This window comes from Streptomyces chromofuscus (genome assembly GCF_015160875.1).
Classification (GTDB): domain Bacteria; phylum Actinomycetota; class Actinomycetes; order Streptomycetales; family Streptomycetaceae; genus Streptomyces; species Streptomyces chromofuscus.
This window is the reverse complement of the sequence record NZ_CP063374.1, coordinates 645222-660526: the sequence shown is the minus strand read 5'-3', so window position 1 is coordinate 660526 and position 15305 is coordinate 645222. Positions and strand designations below refer to the sequence as shown.

Here is a 15305-nt window from a genome sequence, read left to right as displayed (position 1 = left end):
GGTGCATGGAGCCGTGGAACCCGGCGGGTTCCGCGGCTGTGTCGGTCAAGGTCGGAGCATGACCAGACGTATCCGCCGGTTCCTGCTGCCCGCCGCCGCACTGCTGCTCACCGCGTGCGGGGCCGGGGGTTCGGACGCGGCGCCCGCGCACGGCCCCCTCGCCTCCGAGGCCAAGGCGCCCGGGCCCGCGGCCGAGCACTCCCTCGCCGGCGCCCCGGCGCTGCCCGGGCTCGGCCCCGTGACCCGGGCCCAGGTGCCCGCCGCCGCACGCCAGGCCGTCGTGGTGACCGGCCGCGACAGGAACTCCCCGGTCTCCGAGGCCGTCCTGTACGAGCGCAGTCCGGCGGGCTGGCAGGCGACCCGGAGCTGGCCCGCGCACAACGCGCTCAACGGCTGGACCGACGACCACAGCCTCGGCGATCTGCGCTCACCCGTCGGCGTCTACACCCTCACGGGCGCCGGCGGGCTGCTTCCCGACCCCGGTACCCGGCTGCCGTACGACCACTCGAGCATGTTCACGGCGACCGGTGCCGGCTTCGGCGGCGAGCCGCTGGCCGGCTCGTTCGACTACGTCGTCGCCATCGACTACAACCGCCGGCCCGGCACCTCGCCGCTCGACGGGCACCGGCCGCTCGGCTCCGAGCGCGGCGGCGGCATCTGGTTCCACGTCGACCACGGCGGGCCCACTCAGGCCTGTGTCACCGTCCGCAGGGCCCACATGAAGGAGCTGCTGCGGGCCCTGGACCCGGGCCGGTACCCGGTGGTCGTCATGGGCGACGCCGCCTCGCTGGCCCGCTGAAGGCCGTCGGACCGGCCCGGCCACGGGCAACCGGAGGTCACAGGTCCGATTCCGTTCGCCCCGTGCGGGTACTTCGGTCGCCGGGCGCCGAGCGGAGGGAGGCCCGCCATGAGCGCACCCGACGACCTTCCGGTCGTACGCACACTCGCCGAACTCGCCCGGCTGGTCGAACGGCACCAGAGCCTGTACGTCCGCTGGTCGCGCGGCCCGGAGACCGACCTCACCTCGGTCTCCAGCACCGACGAGCTGACCGGCGTACCGATGTCGGGCCTGTCGGCCAACCCGCTCGACGTCGAGGAGTGGTGGCAGGGCCGGCCGGTCGAGTTGTGGGTGGCCCGGCGGCTGTACGACTACGCCCATCTGCCGCACGACAAGGGGCCCGGAGTACGCCCTTGGGTCCTCAAGGGGCGGGAGCGGGGACGGGGACCGGACAACGAGCCGCTGGTGGCGGAGGTGCGCCCGATGCGCTGGGTGGACGACCGGGTGATCCAGGAGGCCCGCACGGAGGTGGAACGGCAGGAGAACGCCTGGGGGCCGCTGCGGCGGACGGGGCGGTGACGCCGCCGGGGGTTCAGGCCGGCCGCAGTGCCCGCGCGGCCGCCTCCGTCACAGCCCGCGCCACCGCCGCCAGCGCGGGCGAGTCCAGCTTCCACTGCTGCCAGTACAGCGGCACGTCCACGGTCCGGTCGGGCGCCAGGTGGACCAGGCGGCCCGAGGCCAGCAGCGGATCGGCCTGGGTCTCGGGGACGAGTCCCCAGCCGAGGCCCGCGGCGACGGCCTCGGCGAACCCGTCGGAGGTGGGCACGAAGTGCCGCACCGCGCTCGCGCCGCCCCCGCCGCGGCGCAGCCGGCGCACGAACGCGTCCTGGAGGTCGTCCCGGCGGTCGAAGACCACGACCGGCGCGTGCGGGAGGGTCTCGGGCAGCGGCCCGTCCAGATGCCGCTCGGCGAAGTCGGGGCGGGCCGCGGCGACGTACCGCATGATGCCGAGCGCCCGCACGGAGCAGCCCGGCACGGGCACCGACGACGACGTCACCGCCGCCATCACCAGGCCCTCGCGCAGCAGCGCCGCCGTGTGGTCCTGGTCCTCGCGGCGCAACTCGAAGCAGAGCCGCAGTTCCTCGGGGACGCCGGTGAGCGCCGGGAGGAACCAGGTCGCCAGCGAGTCCGCGTTCACCGCGACGGACACGCGGGTCGCGTCCCCGGCACCGCTCAGGCCCAGTTCGGCGCGAGCGTCCCGTTCCAGCCGGGCCAGCTGACGCGCCAGCCGCACCACGACCTCGCCCGACTCCGTCGGCCGTACCGGCTTGGTCCGCATCAGCAGGATGCGCCCGGTGCGCTGCTCCAGGGCCTTCACCCGCTGGCTCACCGCCGACGGCGTCACGTGCAGCGCGGCGGCGGCGGCCTCGAAGGTGCCCTCGTCCACGACCGCCAGCAGGGTCCGCACCTGGTCGAGTGGAAGCTCCGTCATCACCGCGCCCGTCTCGTCCTGCCGGCTCGCATCAGTCGTGCTAAGGGTACGTAAGAATCTTCAGCTGTACGCACAGTGATCGTTTCCGTAGCGTCGAGGGCATGTCCCCTGCTCTCTCCGCCGCGGCCGCCGGTTTCGGCACCGGTCTGTCGCTCATCGTCGCCATCGGCGCTCAGAACGCCTTCGTCCTGCGTCAGGGGGTCCGCCGCGAGGCGGTGCTCGCCGTGGTCGGCATCTGCGCGCTCTCCGACGCCGCCCTGATCGCCCTCGGCGTGGGCGGGATCGGCGCGGTGGTGGTGGCCTGGCCGGGCGCGCTGACCGTCGTCGGCTGGATCGGCGGTGCCTTCCTGCTCTGCTACGGCGCCCTGGCCGCCCGCCGGGTCGTCGACCCCCAGGGCGCGCTGCGGACGGAGGGAGACACCGCCGGGTCGGTCCGGCGGGCGGTGCTCACCTGCCTGGCGATGACCTGGCTCAACCCGCACGTCTACCTCGACACGGTCTTCCTGCTGGGCTCGCTCGCCGCCGACCAGGGCCCGCTGCGCTGGACGTTCGGGATCGGCGCGGCGACGGCCAGCCTGTGCTGGTTCGCCGCGCTCGGCTTCGGCGCCCGGCTGCTCGGCCGCTGGCTCACGAAGCCCGCCGCCTGGCGGGTGCTGGACGGACTGGTCGCCGTGACCATGATCGTCCTCGGTGTCACGCTCATCGCCGGGAGCTGAGCGGAGGTGCTCGGAACCGGGCTGCGATAGTGATCCGCGTTCCGAAAGATGTAGTGAGCAACCGGGAAGCGCGTGGACACCAGCGAGAGCAGCACCGAGCACCCCGTCGAGGACCCCGCACCCGCCGGGCCGCCGAGACGCGGCCGGCGGCGGTGGGCGATGGACACCCGCCCCCTGCGCCGCCCGGCCTACCGCCGCCTGTGGGCCTCGACCGTGGTCACGGCCGTCGGCAGTCAGCTGACCGCGGTCGCCGTGCCCAAGCAGATCTACGACATCACCGGCTCCTCCGCCTGGGTCGGCTACGCCGGCCTCGCGGGGCTGCTGCCGCTGGTGGTGTTCGCGCTGTGGGGCGGGGCGGTCGCCGACAGCATGGACCGCCGCAGACTGCTGCTGATCACCAACAGCGGCATAGCCGTCACCTCGGTGCTGTTCTGGCTCCAGGCCGCCACCGGCCTCGACTCGGTCGGCGTCCTGATGGTGCTGCTCGCCGTCCAGCAGGCCTTCTTCGGCCTCAACGCCCCGGCGCGCAGCGCCTCCGTCGCCCGCCTGGTCCCCGAACACGAACTGGCCGCCGCGAACGCCCTCGGCTCGACCGTGATGCAGACCGGCCTGGTCGCCGGGCCGCTGCTCGCCGGCGCCCTCATCCCGGTCGTCGGCCTGCCCGAGCTGTACCTGATCGACGCCCTGGCCCTGTGCGTCGCCGTCGGGGCGGTGCTGCGGCTGCCCTCGCTGCCGCCGCTCGCGGGCACGGCGGCCCGGCGCGCCGGGGTGCGGGAGATCGTGGCGGGCTTCCGCTACATCGCGCTGCACAAGGTGCTGCTGCTGTCCTTCCTCGCCGACATCGTCGCCATGGTCCTGGGCATGCCCCGCGCCCTGTTCCCGCAGCTCGCCGCGGAGACGTACGCCCCCTACGGCGAGGGCCTCGCCCTCGGCCTGCTGTTCGCGGCCATCCCGGTCGGCGCGGTGGCGGGCGGGCTGTTCTCCGGCACGTTCTCCCGGGCCCGGCGGCACGGCTGGATGGTGATCGGCGCGGTCGTCGCGTGGGGGGTGGCCGTCACCGGCTTCGGGTTGAGCGCGAGCCTCTGGATCGCGGTGGCGTTCCTGGCCGCCGCAGGGGTCGCCGACATGGTCTCGATGGTGTTCCGCGGCGCGATCCTGCTGTCCGCCGCGACCGACGAGATGCGCGGCCGGATGCAGGGCGTCTTTACGGTCGTCGTCGCGGGCGGCCCCCGGCTCGCCGACGTCCTGCACGGCACGGCCGGCTCGGCCTTCGGTGCGCGCACGGCCGTGGTGGGCGGCGGCGTGCTGGTCGTCGCCGTGATGCTCGCCCTGGCCGCGGCGGTGCCGGACCTGCGGCGCTACCGCGTCTGACGGGACCCGGGGCCTGTCGTCCGGATCAGGTCGCGGGGAGCCGACGGTGCCGATCGGCGCGTGTGCCGGGCCCCGCGTCTGCGGCGTGATCCGAGCGACCGGCCCTAGAGGCTGCCGGAGCGCCGGTGCAGGGCGTACTGCTCCATGAGCTGGCCGCGGGTCATCTCCAGGCGGTACGCGAGGATCTCCGCGACGATCCGTACCAGCGACATGCCGAGCTGCGGATCCTGCTCGCACAGCGCGAGCACGGGCCGCGCCTCGAACTCGTAGGCGCGCACCGGACTGAAGGCCTCCGCGCCGAAGTCCCACTGGTGCGGCGGGAACAGCCACGACCAGCCGAGCAGATCGCCCGCGCCGAGGCTGGCCACGGTCACCCGCTGGACGGACGTCACCTGCTGGTCGAGCGAGACCGCGCCCGAGCGGATCACCCAGAAGCGGTCGGCCGTGCCCCCCGCCTCGAAGATCCGGGTGTCCTCGGGGAAGGACACCTCGCGCGCGAGCGTCATCAGGCGCTGTCGCTGCGGCGGGGGCAGGGCGGTCAGCAGTTTCGTCGCTTTGGTCATGGCGCAGAGCTCCTCGCCGGCGAGAGGACCCGGTGCTGTTCCTATGCCCATTTCACCGGCTGCGGGCGCGCGGAGCACCTTGGCGCATGGAGAAGCCCTGGCTGGACGGGGGAAGCCAGCCAGGGCCGTAAGGGGTGGTGTCCGGAGGAGAAGACCTTCGACCCCGCCACCACGTATGAGTGAACGATAAACCATCTCGAGGGGTACTCCCCGCCGCAAGCGGGTCACGTGACCCGTTTCACTTTCCCCCGGGGCACGGCTGTGAGGTCATCGCTCCGCGACGACGCGGACGGTCTCCAGTCGCGCGTCGCTGGGGTCGGGGAGGTTCATGCCGGCGTCCAGGCCGGTGCGCAGATAGCGCAGCACCGGCTCGGCGAGCCGTTCGCCGGGCAGTACGGCCGGGATGCCGGGCGGGTACGGCGTGATCATCTCCGCGGCGACCCGCCCGGCGGCCTCGGACACCGGCGCGTCCTCCGTCGGGCCGAAGAACGCGTCACGGGGCAGGCGCACCTGCTCAAGGCGCAGCTCGGACGGGGACGGCAGGTCGACGCGCGAGGCCGGATCCAGGTCCGGTGCCGCGGCCGTCAGGTCCTTGAGCGCGGCGAGCAGTTCGCCGGTCGTCTCCTGGTCGTCGGCGTGGGTGAGCTGCGCGCCGATGCGCCGGTGGTCGGTCAGGTGCGCCTCGATGTCGCGGTGCTCGCGCAGCCAGTCGGCGGCCTGGAAACCGGTGATCCCCAGCCCGTCGACGTCGATGACGACCGGCAGCGGGTCGAAGTCGTCGGCCAGGCCCGGCCCGCAGAAGTCGGCGCGGTCGTTGACGTGCAGCCCGTCGATCTCCTCGATCGCCGCCCGCACGTCCGCCGCCAGATCCAGGGTGCCGCCCATGAGGTCCTGCCCGCGCAGCGCCATCTGGCGGCGCCAGCCGTCCAGCCCGGCGTAGATCAGCGCCGACGGGCTGGTCGTGCTGAGCAGATCGGCGCGCAGCTTCAGCAACTCCGGCGGGACCAGGTCGCCCCGGAGATGGAAGACGGAGCCCTGCTCCAGGCCGCTGCCCATCTTGTGGATGCTGGTCACGCAGATGTCGGCGCCCGCGTCCATCGCCCAGGACGGCAGATCCGGATGGAACGGCAGATGCGCGCCCCACGCCTCGTCCACGATCAGCGGCACCGACCGCCGGTGGCAGACCTCGGCGATCGCCCGCAGGTCGGCGCAACTGCCGTACGGCGTCGGGCTGGTGACCAGCGCGCCCTTGGCGTCCGCATGCTCCGCGAACGCACGGGCGAACTCCTCGGCGGACGGCGGGTGCGCCAGATGCCGCTCGGCGTCCCAGCGCGGCTCGACCCACACCGGCTCGATGCCCGACAGGATCAGGCCGGACACCACGGACTTGTGGGCGTCCCGTCCGATCAGCAGCTTCTCGTGCGGGCCGGCGACGGCCAGCATCGCCGCCTTCACGGACAGGGAACTCCCGCACGTGGTGAAGAAGGTGTGGTCGGCGTGGACCGCGTCGGCCATCAGCTGCTGGGCCCGCTCCAGCACCCGGCCCCGGCCGAGCCGGTCGTCGAGACCACCCGACGCCAGCACGTCCCCGAGGAAGACGGCGTCCCCCAGCACCTCCCGTACGGCCGGATCGGCGCCGCGGGCCTGCTTGTGCCCGGGCGGGGTGAACGACAACCGCCCCGCGCGGCGGTACTCGGCGAGGGCTTCCAGTACTGGTGCTCTGGTGTGATCAACGGACATGGGGGTCGGGTTCCCGGCGCCCCGGCCCCCAATCCGCCCGCCAGGGTGACCGGTCAGCCCACCTCGGCGTGCCGGCCGGGCGTCACGATCTCGTCCAGCACCCTGAGCACCGCCTCGTAGGCCAGCCGGCGCACCGCGGCCTCGCGGGCTCCGGCCGGGTCGGTCGGCTCCAGAGCCTCACTGCGCGCTCGCCACGCGCGTTCCTCCTGTTCCGCGCAGGCCCTGCCGCGCTGGATACGCCGCAACAGCTCGTCCGAGTCCACGACATCAGTCATGTTCTCCACCTACCCCCGCGTCCGGCATCGATGGCCCGGACGCGGGTTTGGTGTGCCCCAAGGGGGTGAGCCGACTTGAGAGGGCAGTGCCGGACAGACCTGTTTCTTTCGACTCAGTGGTTGCTTCACCAGCCGATCAGTCAGGGAGCCGACAAGTGAGCGCGCAGCAGTGGACCCAGCCCGCAGGCGAACCGGCCGACCAGGCCAGGCCCGGCCGAAGCGGCACCTGCCGTCCGGCGGATGTCCGCCGGGCCGTGCGGCACGCGGTGGCGTGCCGGTGCCGGGCCACCGGTACCCGGTGCGACGAGGAGGCGCTGTCGGACGCGCTCCTCGTCGCCTCTGAGCTGACCAGCAACGCCATCCTGCACGGCGGTGGCGTCACCGGCGTCGACGTCGACGTCGTCGGGCACGAGGTGCGGGTCTCCGTGTGCGACCGCAGCGACCGGCTGCCGGTGGCCGTGGCGCCGGTCGACGAGCAGGGGCGCCGGCGGGCCGGAGGGCGCGGCTGGCCGATCGTGTGCCGGCTGTCGTGCGACGTCCGGGTGGCCGATCTGCCCACCGGCGGCAAGCGCATCACGGCGGCGGTGCCGGTTTTCTGAGCGACCTCCGGATGCCCGGAGTTTGTTCCTCCGGGCCCAGGGCAGAAGCAGTTTCGTGCTTCGGACCGGAGGCGCGCTAGCGGGGAGCGGTATGCGCTCCGGGGCCTCCGGGTGACCGGAGCGGCACCCTTCCCGCGGACAGTCCCTGAAGTCCCTGAAAAGACCGTTCAGGAGCGATTCCGCATGCTCATCGACATGTCGACAAGCCGTCCCGGCACGCCCGACTCCTCCGCCGCCCCCGCCCGGCGGCGGCACGACGACGCTCCCGAGACCGCCGACCTCTTCGCCCGTCTCCACGATCTTGAGGACGGGCCCGAACGGGACGCCGTCCGGAACGAACTCGTCACCGCGTGGCTGCCCATGGCCCATCGCATCGCCGGCCGGTTCCGCGACCGCGGCGAGTCGCTGGAGGACCTCAAGCAGGTGGCGGCGCTCGGGCTGGTCAAGGCGATCGACCGGTACGACCCCTCCCGCGGCGCCTTCGAGAGCTACGCGGTGCCCACCATCACGGGGGAGGTCAAGCGTCACTTCCGGGACCGGATGTGGGCGCTGCGCGTGCCGCGGCGGGTGCAGGAACTGCGCAACAAGGTGCGGGTGGCCCGCCGGGAGCTGGCACAGACCCCGGGCGCGCCGGAACCCACGGCAGCCGACATCGCCGCCCACACGGGGCTGACCGAGGACGAGGTGGCCACGGGCGTGGAGGCCCTGGAGAGCTTCAGCACGCTCTCCCTCGACGCCGAGCTCTCCTCCGACGACGACGGCTACAGCCTCGCGGACACCCTGGGCGCGCCGGACGGCTCGTACGACGTGGTGGTCGACCGCGAGTCCGCCAAGCAGAGCCTGCGCAACCTGCCGGAGCGTGAGCGGGCCATCCTCTACATGCGCTTCTTCGAGGACATGACGCAGAGCCGCATCGCCGACCGGCTCGGCATCTCCCAGATGCACGTCTCCCGCCTCATCAGCCGCAGCTGCGCCCGCGTGCGGGACGAGGCCCTGGGCCACCGCCCGGCGCGCGCCGGGCGGAACGGCTCGACAGCGGCCTGACGGCCCCCTCCCACCGACCGGGCCGCGCGGAATCGTGGCCCGGTCGGTGTCAGCGGGGAGTCACCAACGCCGCGGCCCGACGAGCGATCGGCCGCGCCGAGCACATCCGTCGCGGAGCCTCAGCCCCCCGCGAGCCGACGGCCGTGGGACCCGGCCCGCCGGAGAGCGGCGCCGCGCGGCCGACCTGGAGGCGGGAGGTCACGGCGCGGGCTTCCGACCGCCGACGGCCCACCCGGCCGCGGGCGGTGCCGGCCGGCGGTTGCCTGCCGGACGGTCGCACGTCGGCGTCGGCCGGGGTGGCCTTTCACCACGCCGCTCGTGACTGCCCAGCGCCTGCGCGAGATCACGCCCGGGGTGGACGTGCCCCTTCGACGGGCGGTCGTCTGTGTGCCGCTTGCCAGAAGTGGGCGGCATCCACATGCGGGGGCCGGCGCACAGCACGCGATACGCCGGTGCCGGTCCGCAGACACGTTCCGGTCTCCCGCTGGGAGCGGTGTCCCGCCTCCGCCTGCCGGAGCGGACGCTCCACCGGCGTCCCCGCACCCCCCGAGCCGAGCGGTGCGCCCGCACGCCTTGGGCCGACTGCGGGCGCGTCCCTCCCACGCCGTGCGTCGGGCCGTGCCCCGTTCAGGGCCTGCCCGCACCGTTGACGGCGGGTGGCGGGCCCACGCCCATGCCCAGGCCCCTTGGGTCGACTCCTGCCGCTCCCTCGACACCGGGCGCCGGGCCCCGCCAGTCAGTTCTGTGTCGGGTTCACGCTCTCCACCCGGGCGCGGATCTGCTCCGGGGTCAGGTAGACGTTGGTGTACTCGAAGTCCTTCAGCTTCGCCGGGCGGCGAGCCTGGAATCCGGTGCGGACGAAGTCGTCGCCGGCGACCGCGTTGAGCAGCCAGTTGGTCATGACGCGGGTCTTGGCGACGTTCGTGCGCAGCGCCGACCAGTGGTAGCCGCGGGCGACGGCCTGGGCGATCGTGCCGCGCAGTTCCACACCCAGGGGCTTGGAGACCGCGTCGCGCCCGCCGAGGTCGACGACCAGCCCGAGGTCCGTGTGGACGTACGGCTGCATCGGCTGGTTCCGCAGCGTCGCGATGACGTTGTCGGCGACCTTCTTGCCCTGCCGCATCGCATGCTGCGCCGTCGGCGGGCAGATCGCCCCCTTCTCGCCCTTGGCCTCGTCCGGCACCGCCGCGGCGTCGCCCAGCGCGAACACCCCGTCGTGGCCCGGCACGCACATCTCGGCGGTGACCGCGAGCCGCCCCCGCACCGTCTCCGCGCCCAACGTGGCGATGAGCGGGCTGGCGACGACGCCCGCCGTCCAGATCAGCGTGCGCGTGGGCACCACCCGGCCGTCCGTGAAGGTCACCTCGTGCGGGCCCGCCTTCTCGATGGACACGCCGAGCGAGATCTCGATACCACGCCGGCGCAGCACCTCCTGGGCGCTGCGCCCCAGCTTCTCGCCCAGTTCGGGCATCAGCCTGGGCGCGATGTCGATCAGGTGCCACCTGATCAGCCGCGGGTCGAGCCGGGGGTAGCGCTTGACCGCGTTGCACGTGAGGCGGTGCAGACACGCCGCCGTCTCGGTGCCCGCGTAGCCGCCGCCCACCACCACGAACTGCAGCCGCGCGGCCCGCTCGGCCGGGTCGTGACTGGCGTCGGCGAGGTCCAGTTGCGAGATGACGTGGTCGCGGACATAGGCGGCCTCGGCCAGGCTCTTCATCCCGAAGGCGTTGTCGACGAGCCCCGGGATGTCGAAGGTGCGCGTGACGCTTCCCGGCGCCAGCACGATGTAGTCGTACGGCTCGTTGATGATCTCGTCGGTGATCGTCCGGATCACGCAGACCTTGGCCTTCAGGTCCACGCCGATCGCCCCGCCAGGGATGATCCGCGTGCGGTACTTGCGGCTGCGGCGCAGGGACACCGCGATCGACTGGGGCGTGAGCACCCCGGAGGCGACCTGGGGAAGCAACGGGAGATAGAGCTGGTAGGAGAACGGCGTCACCAGAGTGACCGCGGCCTCGTCGGGGGAGAGACGGCGCTCCAGGCGCCGTACGCACTCCACTCCCGCGAAGCCGGCGCCCACCACCAGGATCCTGGGTCGTGTCACGATGTCCATCCCTTCCACGGTTCCGGGCGGTTTGCCTCGACGTCTGGCGCGTGCCCCTGGATCGTGGCTTCGCACCTGTCGATCCCACCGTGCCCGGAGTCGCTGCGCCACTTGGACGCGGCAGGCAGACGAACGGCTCGAACACCAGCATGCGCCCCCCGGCCGCCATCCGCGCCGACCGGAGAGAAGGCGGGCCTCAGCCCTCCGCCGCCTGCGCCGCCACCTGCTCGTCGATCAGGGCCAGCGCCTCGTCGAAACTCCCGGACACCGGGACCGTGATGCTCACCCCGGTCAGGTCCAGGACCCGCTGGACGGGAGGGGTGGGGGACAGCACATGGACGCTGCCGCCGTTGCGACGGGTCTCCTGGTAGATACGCAGGATGATGTTCATACCGGACGAGTCCATGAACGGCACCTCGGAGACGTCCAGGACGAAGTGACGCCGACCGTGGTGCAACTGGTTGGCCAGGTGATGCTGGAACTCGGTCGCGGTGTCGACGTCCAGATAGCCTTCGACCCTCACCAGGGCGACGTCCTCGCGCGGCAGCGTGACCTCGACGGACAGCGGGTTCTGGGCAATTGTCACGAGTACCTCCAACAAGGTCGACGGCCGGGGCTGGTTACCCCGCGCGGCGCACTCGATGCACGCCCCTGCGTCAGTCAACTGCGCCGATCATCATGTTGATCGGCGCGCAGCGCGCGTACCCCCGCACGGGCCTTTCATGCAGCCCGCCGCCCACCGATTGCCCTCGGGGGTCGGGGGTAGTGGGAGCTGTGAAGCACAGGCGTGAAGGAGGAGGAATCAGCAGCGTGACCATCGACAGAATCTGGTCGTACGCACCGGGCACCGGCCACGTCGAGGGCCAGGACCTCACGGGGTTCACCGTCGACGGCACGGACGGCACGCTCGGCCACGTGGACCGGCTGGCCGACCCGCACGGCATGCGGCACCTGGTCGTCGACACCGGCGTCTGGGTGTTCGGCAGGAGCGTGCTGGTTCCGGTGGGCCTGGTCACGGGGATCGACACCGAGCACCGTCTGGTCTCGCTGGCCTGCACCCGGGCGGAGGTCAAGGAGGCTCCGCGCTTCCGCACCGACAGCGAAACCCTCGACCCGCACTATCTGGCGACGGTCGGCGACTACTACGGCAACCTGCCGCCGCGCGAGCCCACCACCGCCTGACCCGACCTGCAGGCCCCGGACGCGACGTCATCGATCTGCACCTGGTCGTCTCCGAGCCGGCCGGCAACGCCGTGCGGCACGGCGGCGGGCCGGCCGGCTTCGAGGCGGTGGCCACCCCGCAGGGCGTGCGCCTGGCCGTCCACGACCACGGCGACGTCGTTCCCGCCGCCGCGTTCGGGACCGGCGACCTGCCGCACGGCCGTCACGGCAGCGGCTCCGGCCGGCCCCTCGTCGTCCGCGTGGCGCGCGACATCGCCGTCGAGCCGCGGCCCGGGGGCTGCAAGACCATCCGTGTCCTGGTTCCGCTGCGGGCCGCGGAGGACCGGGCGCCCGAGTGACCCCGTTCATCACAGCGACCCCGTGCTCAGCGATCCCGTTCACCAGGGCAGGAACACGTGGATGTCCTTGCCGTGGTCGTCGCTGACCACGCTGACCTGGTCGCACAACGTCTGGATCAGATGCCACCCGATGCCGCCACCCCCGGTGCTCGGATGGAACGGGCGGGGCGACGGGGGCGTGCTGCTGGTGTCGTGCAAGGTGAGGTGCACCCCGTCGTAGGTCCGCCGGATCCGCAGGTGGAAGGGTCCGGGCGCGTACTGGACCGCGTTCGCGGCAAGCTCCGTGACGACCAGCAGGATGTCGTGCCACGACTCCGGGGTCGCGGGCGGTGCGGTGCGGGCCAGGTCGCGGAGGAAGCTCTCCGCCGCCAGGCGCGCACCGGTCACGTCCTGCGGATCACCCGGGAAGCCGGTCGTCCGGCTCGGGATTCCTTGGCCAGCCAGTGTTTCGTCCCAATGCGGCTCGGTTGCCATGTCGCCTTTCCAGCCTCTCGGTCGCAAGGCTGTGCTTCTGCCTCTCGGGTCGCACTCTGCGGGTTCCCGTACCCGTGGTACCTACGCGTCTCACCACACGGAAGCACCCGATTCGCCCGATGCGGGCCCTTGCCGGCGCGAACGCCGGACCGCCTGCCGGAGCAGGCGACGACTCCGGGAACGCAAAGAATATTCGCGTCCCAGAAAGTTTCCGCGAGGAACGCTTTCCCGTCCCGCCCGGCTGTCCTTGCGCGTAATCCAGCCCGAGGGAATGCGGGGCGAATTGCCGGGCACCCGGAATTTCGGAAAGGGCGGAAACATCCGTGATCCCGACCTCGAAGGAAAAGTGATGACCTACGGCAGTTCCCCCGCCGCGTCTCCCGGGTCGCGCACCAACGGCCTGGCCATCGCGAGCCTCACCTGTGGAATCATCGGCATATTCCTCTTCAATGTCATCCTCGGACCGATAGCGATCGTGCTCGGCGCCGTCGGAATGCGCCAGGCTCCCGTCAAGGGCGGCGGCGGAATGGCCAGGGCCGGAATCATCCTCGGCATCGTCGACCTGGTGCTCTTCGTGGCGCTGCTCGCCCTCGCCGCCTCCGACGGCGGATTCAGCTGGTACGTCGGCGGCTGACCGGGCGGCTCACCGGAACACACTGTCCGAGTCGTCCCAGCCGACCGGCTCCTGCGGTGCGGCGAGCCGTGGCGGGCGCGAGCGTGCCTGGTACATGGCGTCGATCTCCTCGGCGTAGTGCCGCACGATCGCGTCCCGCCGCAGCTTCATCGACGGGGTGAGCAGCCCGTTCGCCACGTCGAACGGCTCCGGCAGGATGCGGAACACCCTGATCGACTCGGAGCGCGACACCGCGCTGTTGGCCGCGGCGACCGCGCGCCCGACCTCCTCGCGCAGCGCGTTCTCCTCCCGGGCCTCCCGGACCGGCGCGTCGCCCTGCAGTGCCAGCGCCGCCCGCCAGTGCGCCAGGAAGTCCGGGTCCAGGGTGATCAGGGCACCCACGCAGGGCCGGTCGTCGCCCACCAGCACCGCCTGGTGGATCAGCGGATGCATCCGCAGCCGCTGCTCCAGCGCGGCCGGGGCGACGCTCTTGCCGCTGCTCGTGATGATGATGTCCTTCTTCCGGCCGGTGATCGTCAGATAGCCCTCGGAGTCCAGCCGCCCGAGGTCCCCGGTCGCCAGCCAGCCACCCCACAGCGCGGCCCGCGTCGCCCCCTCGTCGTGGACGTAGCCCTGGAACACCGAGGGGCCGCGCACCAGGATCTCCCCGTCGTCGGCGATACGGATCTCCATGCCGGGCAGGGCCCGCCCCACCGTCCCGGACTTCTCCCGGCCCAGCGGCTGCATCGTCACCCCGCCGGAGGTCTCGGTCAGGCCGTAGCCGTCGTGCACGTAGATGCCGACGCCCTCGTAAAAAAGGGACAGTTCGCGGTGGAGCGACGAGCCGCCCGACGTCCCCCGGCAGACCGCGCCGCCCAGCGCGGCCCGCAGCCGGCGGTACACCGTCCGCTCGTACAGCGCGTGCTGCAGCCGCAGCTCGAAGCCGGGCCCCGCTCCCCGGCCGAGCCGCTGCCGCTCGGTGGCCGCGGCGAAGGCCCGCGCGGTCTCCGCGGCCCGCTCGAACAGGGCGCCGCGGCCCGCCTGCTGGGCCGCGCGCAGGAAGTTCTTGTACAGCTTCTCGAAGACCGACGGCACGGCGTAGAAGTACGTCGGCCGGAACGAGCGCAGCGCCGACGCCAGCGTCTCCTGGTCGATGGCCGGCTCGTGCGCCATCAGTAGCCCGCCGCGCACGCACAGGCCTTGGATCATCAGCCCGTACACGTGCGAGAAGGGCAGAAAGGCCAGGACCCGGCCCTGCTCGCCCGGCGGCGCCGCCGTGTGGCCCCAGCCGGCGAGCAGGGTGTCGCACACGTTCGCCAGGCCCCGGTGGCTCAACGCGCACCCGAGGGGGCGGCCCGACGTGCCCGAGGTGTAGGCGATCACGGCGGTGGAGTCCGGCAGCACGATGCGCCGCAGCGAGTCGACCGTGAGCGCGGGGAGGAACGCGCCGCGATCGGTCAGCTCCTCCAGCGCGCCCGTGTCCAGCTGCCACACGTGGCGGAGCGCGGGCAGCCGCGCGCACACCGGGCCGATGGTCATCACGCCCTGCTCGTCCTCGACGACGACGGCCACGCAGCCCGAGTCCCGGAGGATCCACTCGACCTGGTCTTGCGACGACGTCGGATAGATCGGGACGACCTCCGCGCCCACCGCCCACAGCGCGTGGCTGAGGACGGTCCACTCGTAGCGGGTGCGGGCCATGATCGCCACGCGGTGACCCGGCGAGATGCCGGAGGCGACCAGTCCCCGGGCCAGATCGACCACCTCGTCCCGCAGTTCGATCGCCGTGACCTCCTCCCAGACGGTCGCGGAGGAGCCGGGGCGGCGGGCGATCAACGGCAGGGTCGGCTGGGTCGCCGCCCACTCGAAGAGACTGTCGGCGAGCCCGCCGGTCAGGGGCGGAACGGTGGGCGGAGCGAGTGCGACGTCGCGCATGCGCTGCTCCTGACGTGTACGGGCTGTGACCTCACCGACGAGAACCGTTATCGGCGGTGGTCGAATCTAGCCCAGGCCGGA

17 protein-coding genes are annotated in these 15305 nt (G+C 72.7%); 9 read left to right on the top strand and 8 right to left on the bottom strand.

Annotated features, from left to right (window positions below; translation table 11 throughout):
• The first annotated feature begins 58 nt into the window (after window positions 1-58).
• Together IPT68_RS02910 and IPT68_RS02905 are read left to right on the top strand one after the other, a co-directional pair.
• Window positions 59-799 (top strand): L,D-transpeptidase family protein, encoded by a 741-nt coding sequence (locus IPT68_RS02910; protein ID WP_189700735.1) that lies wholly within the window; start codon window positions 59-61, stop codon window positions 797-799.
• 108 nt (window positions 800-907) lie between these two features.
• Window positions 908-1357 carry a DUF6098 family protein gene (locus tag IPT68_RS02905; RefSeq protein ID WP_189700736.1) on the top strand — a complete coding sequence of 150 codons (450 nt, stop codon included), beginning with the start codon at window positions 908-910 and terminating at the stop codon, window positions 1355-1357.
• 13 nt (window positions 1358-1370) lie between these two features.
• Here the strand turns inward: IPT68_RS02905 and IPT68_RS02900 are convergent, their stop codons facing one another.
• Window positions 1371-2270 (bottom strand): LysR family transcriptional regulator ArgP, encoded by a 900-nt coding sequence (locus IPT68_RS02900; RefSeq protein WP_189700737.1) that lies wholly within the window; start codon window positions 2268-2270, stop codon window positions 1371-1373.
• A gap of 101 nt (window positions 2271-2371) precedes the next feature.
• On the opposite strand from IPT68_RS02900, the gene IPT68_RS02895 reads away from it, so the two are divergent.
• The gene (locus tag IPT68_RS02895) at window positions 2372-2986 is read left to right on the top strand and encodes a LysE/ArgO family amino acid transporter (protein ID WP_189700738.1); all 615 of its coding nucleotides are present in this window, start codon (window positions 2372-2374) and stop codon (window positions 2984-2986) included.
• Window positions 2987-3058: 72 nt separating this feature from the next.
• On the top strand, window positions 3059-4357 hold the full coding sequence (locus tag IPT68_RS02890; RefSeq protein WP_189700739.1) for an MFS transporter: 1299 nt from the start codon (window positions 3059-3061) through the stop codon (window positions 4355-4357).
• 104 nt (window positions 4358-4461) lie between these two features.
• Here IPT68_RS02890 and IPT68_RS02885 read toward each other — a convergent pair whose 3' ends face one another.
• The 3 genes from IPT68_RS02885 to IPT68_RS02875 form a co-directional block, all read right to left on the bottom strand.
• On the bottom strand, window positions 4462-4920 hold the full coding sequence (locus IPT68_RS02885) for a cyclic nucleotide-binding domain-containing protein (protein ID WP_189700740.1): 459 nt from the start codon (window positions 4918-4920) through the stop codon (window positions 4462-4464).
• A 267-nt stretch (window positions 4921-5187) separates the two neighbouring features.
• A complete protein-coding gene (locus IPT68_RS02880; RefSeq protein WP_189700741.1) occupies window positions 5188-6660 on the bottom strand; it encodes an aminotransferase class I/II-fold pyridoxal phosphate-dependent enzyme in 1473 nt (490 codons plus the stop codon).
• 53 nt (window positions 6661-6713) lie between these two features.
• Window positions 6714-6935 (bottom strand): hypothetical protein, encoded by a 222-nt coding sequence (locus tag IPT68_RS02875; protein WP_189700742.1) that lies wholly within the window; start codon window positions 6933-6935, stop codon window positions 6714-6716.
• 155 nt (window positions 6936-7090) lie between these two features.
• Between IPT68_RS02875 and IPT68_RS02870 the strand changes: the two genes are divergently transcribed.
• Window positions 7091-7534, top strand: coding sequence for an ATP-binding protein (locus IPT68_RS02870; protein ID WP_189700743.1), 444 nt, complete (start codon window positions 7091-7093; stop codon window positions 7532-7534).
• 183 nt (window positions 7535-7717) lie between these two features.
• Window positions 7718-8578, top strand: a complete 861-nt coding sequence (locus IPT68_RS02865; RefSeq protein WP_189700744.1) for a SigB/SigF/SigG family RNA polymerase sigma factor — start codon at window positions 7718-7720, stop codon at window positions 8576-8578.
• A 736-nt stretch (window positions 8579-9314) separates the two neighbouring features.
• Here the strand turns inward: IPT68_RS02865 and IPT68_RS02860 are convergent.
• Both IPT68_RS02860 and IPT68_RS02855 read right to left on the bottom strand, forming a co-directional pair.
• Window positions 9315-10691, bottom strand: coding sequence for an NAD(P)/FAD-dependent oxidoreductase (locus tag IPT68_RS02860; RefSeq protein ID WP_189700745.1), 1377 nt, complete (start codon window positions 10689-10691; stop codon window positions 9315-9317).
• Window positions 10692-10878: 187 nt separating this feature from the next.
• Complete coding sequence (locus tag IPT68_RS02855; RefSeq protein ID WP_189700746.1) at window positions 10879-11268, bottom strand: STAS domain-containing protein; 390 nt, start codon at window positions 11266-11268, stop codon at window positions 10879-10881.
• Window positions 11269-11492: 224 nt separating this feature from the next.
• Between IPT68_RS02855 and IPT68_RS02850 the strand changes: the two genes are divergently transcribed.
• Window positions 11493-11864 carry a PRC-barrel domain containing protein gene (locus IPT68_RS02850; RefSeq protein ID WP_189700747.1) on the top strand — a complete coding sequence of 124 codons (372 nt, stop codon included), beginning with the start codon at window positions 11493-11495 and terminating at the stop codon, window positions 11862-11864.
• A gap of 107 nt (window positions 11865-11971) precedes the next feature.
• Window positions 11972-12202 carry a hypothetical protein gene (locus tag IPT68_RS02845; RefSeq protein WP_228040213.1) on the top strand — a complete coding sequence of 77 codons (231 nt, stop codon included), beginning with the start codon at window positions 11972-11974 and terminating at the stop codon, window positions 12200-12202.
• Window positions 12203-12241: 39 nt separating this feature from the next.
• Here IPT68_RS02845 and IPT68_RS02840 read toward each other — a convergent pair whose 3' ends face one another.
• Window positions 12242-12676, bottom strand: a complete 435-nt coding sequence (locus tag IPT68_RS02840) for an ATP-binding protein (RefSeq protein WP_189700748.1) — start codon at window positions 12674-12676, stop codon at window positions 12242-12244.
• A gap of 346 nt (window positions 12677-13022) precedes the next feature.
• Between IPT68_RS02840 and IPT68_RS02835 the strand changes: the two genes are divergently transcribed.
• The gene (locus IPT68_RS02835) at window positions 13023-13310 is read left to right on the top strand and encodes a DUF4190 domain-containing protein (RefSeq protein WP_189700766.1); all 288 of its coding nucleotides are present in this window, start codon (window positions 13023-13025) and stop codon (window positions 13308-13310) included.
• Window positions 13311-13319: 9 nt separating this feature from the next.
• On the opposite strand, the gene IPT68_RS02830 is transcribed toward IPT68_RS02835, so the two are convergent.
• A complete protein-coding gene (locus IPT68_RS02830) occupies window positions 13320-15224 on the bottom strand; it encodes an AMP-dependent synthetase/ligase (protein WP_189700749.1) in 1905 nt (634 codons plus the stop codon).
• Window positions 15225-15305 lie beyond the last annotated feature (81 nt).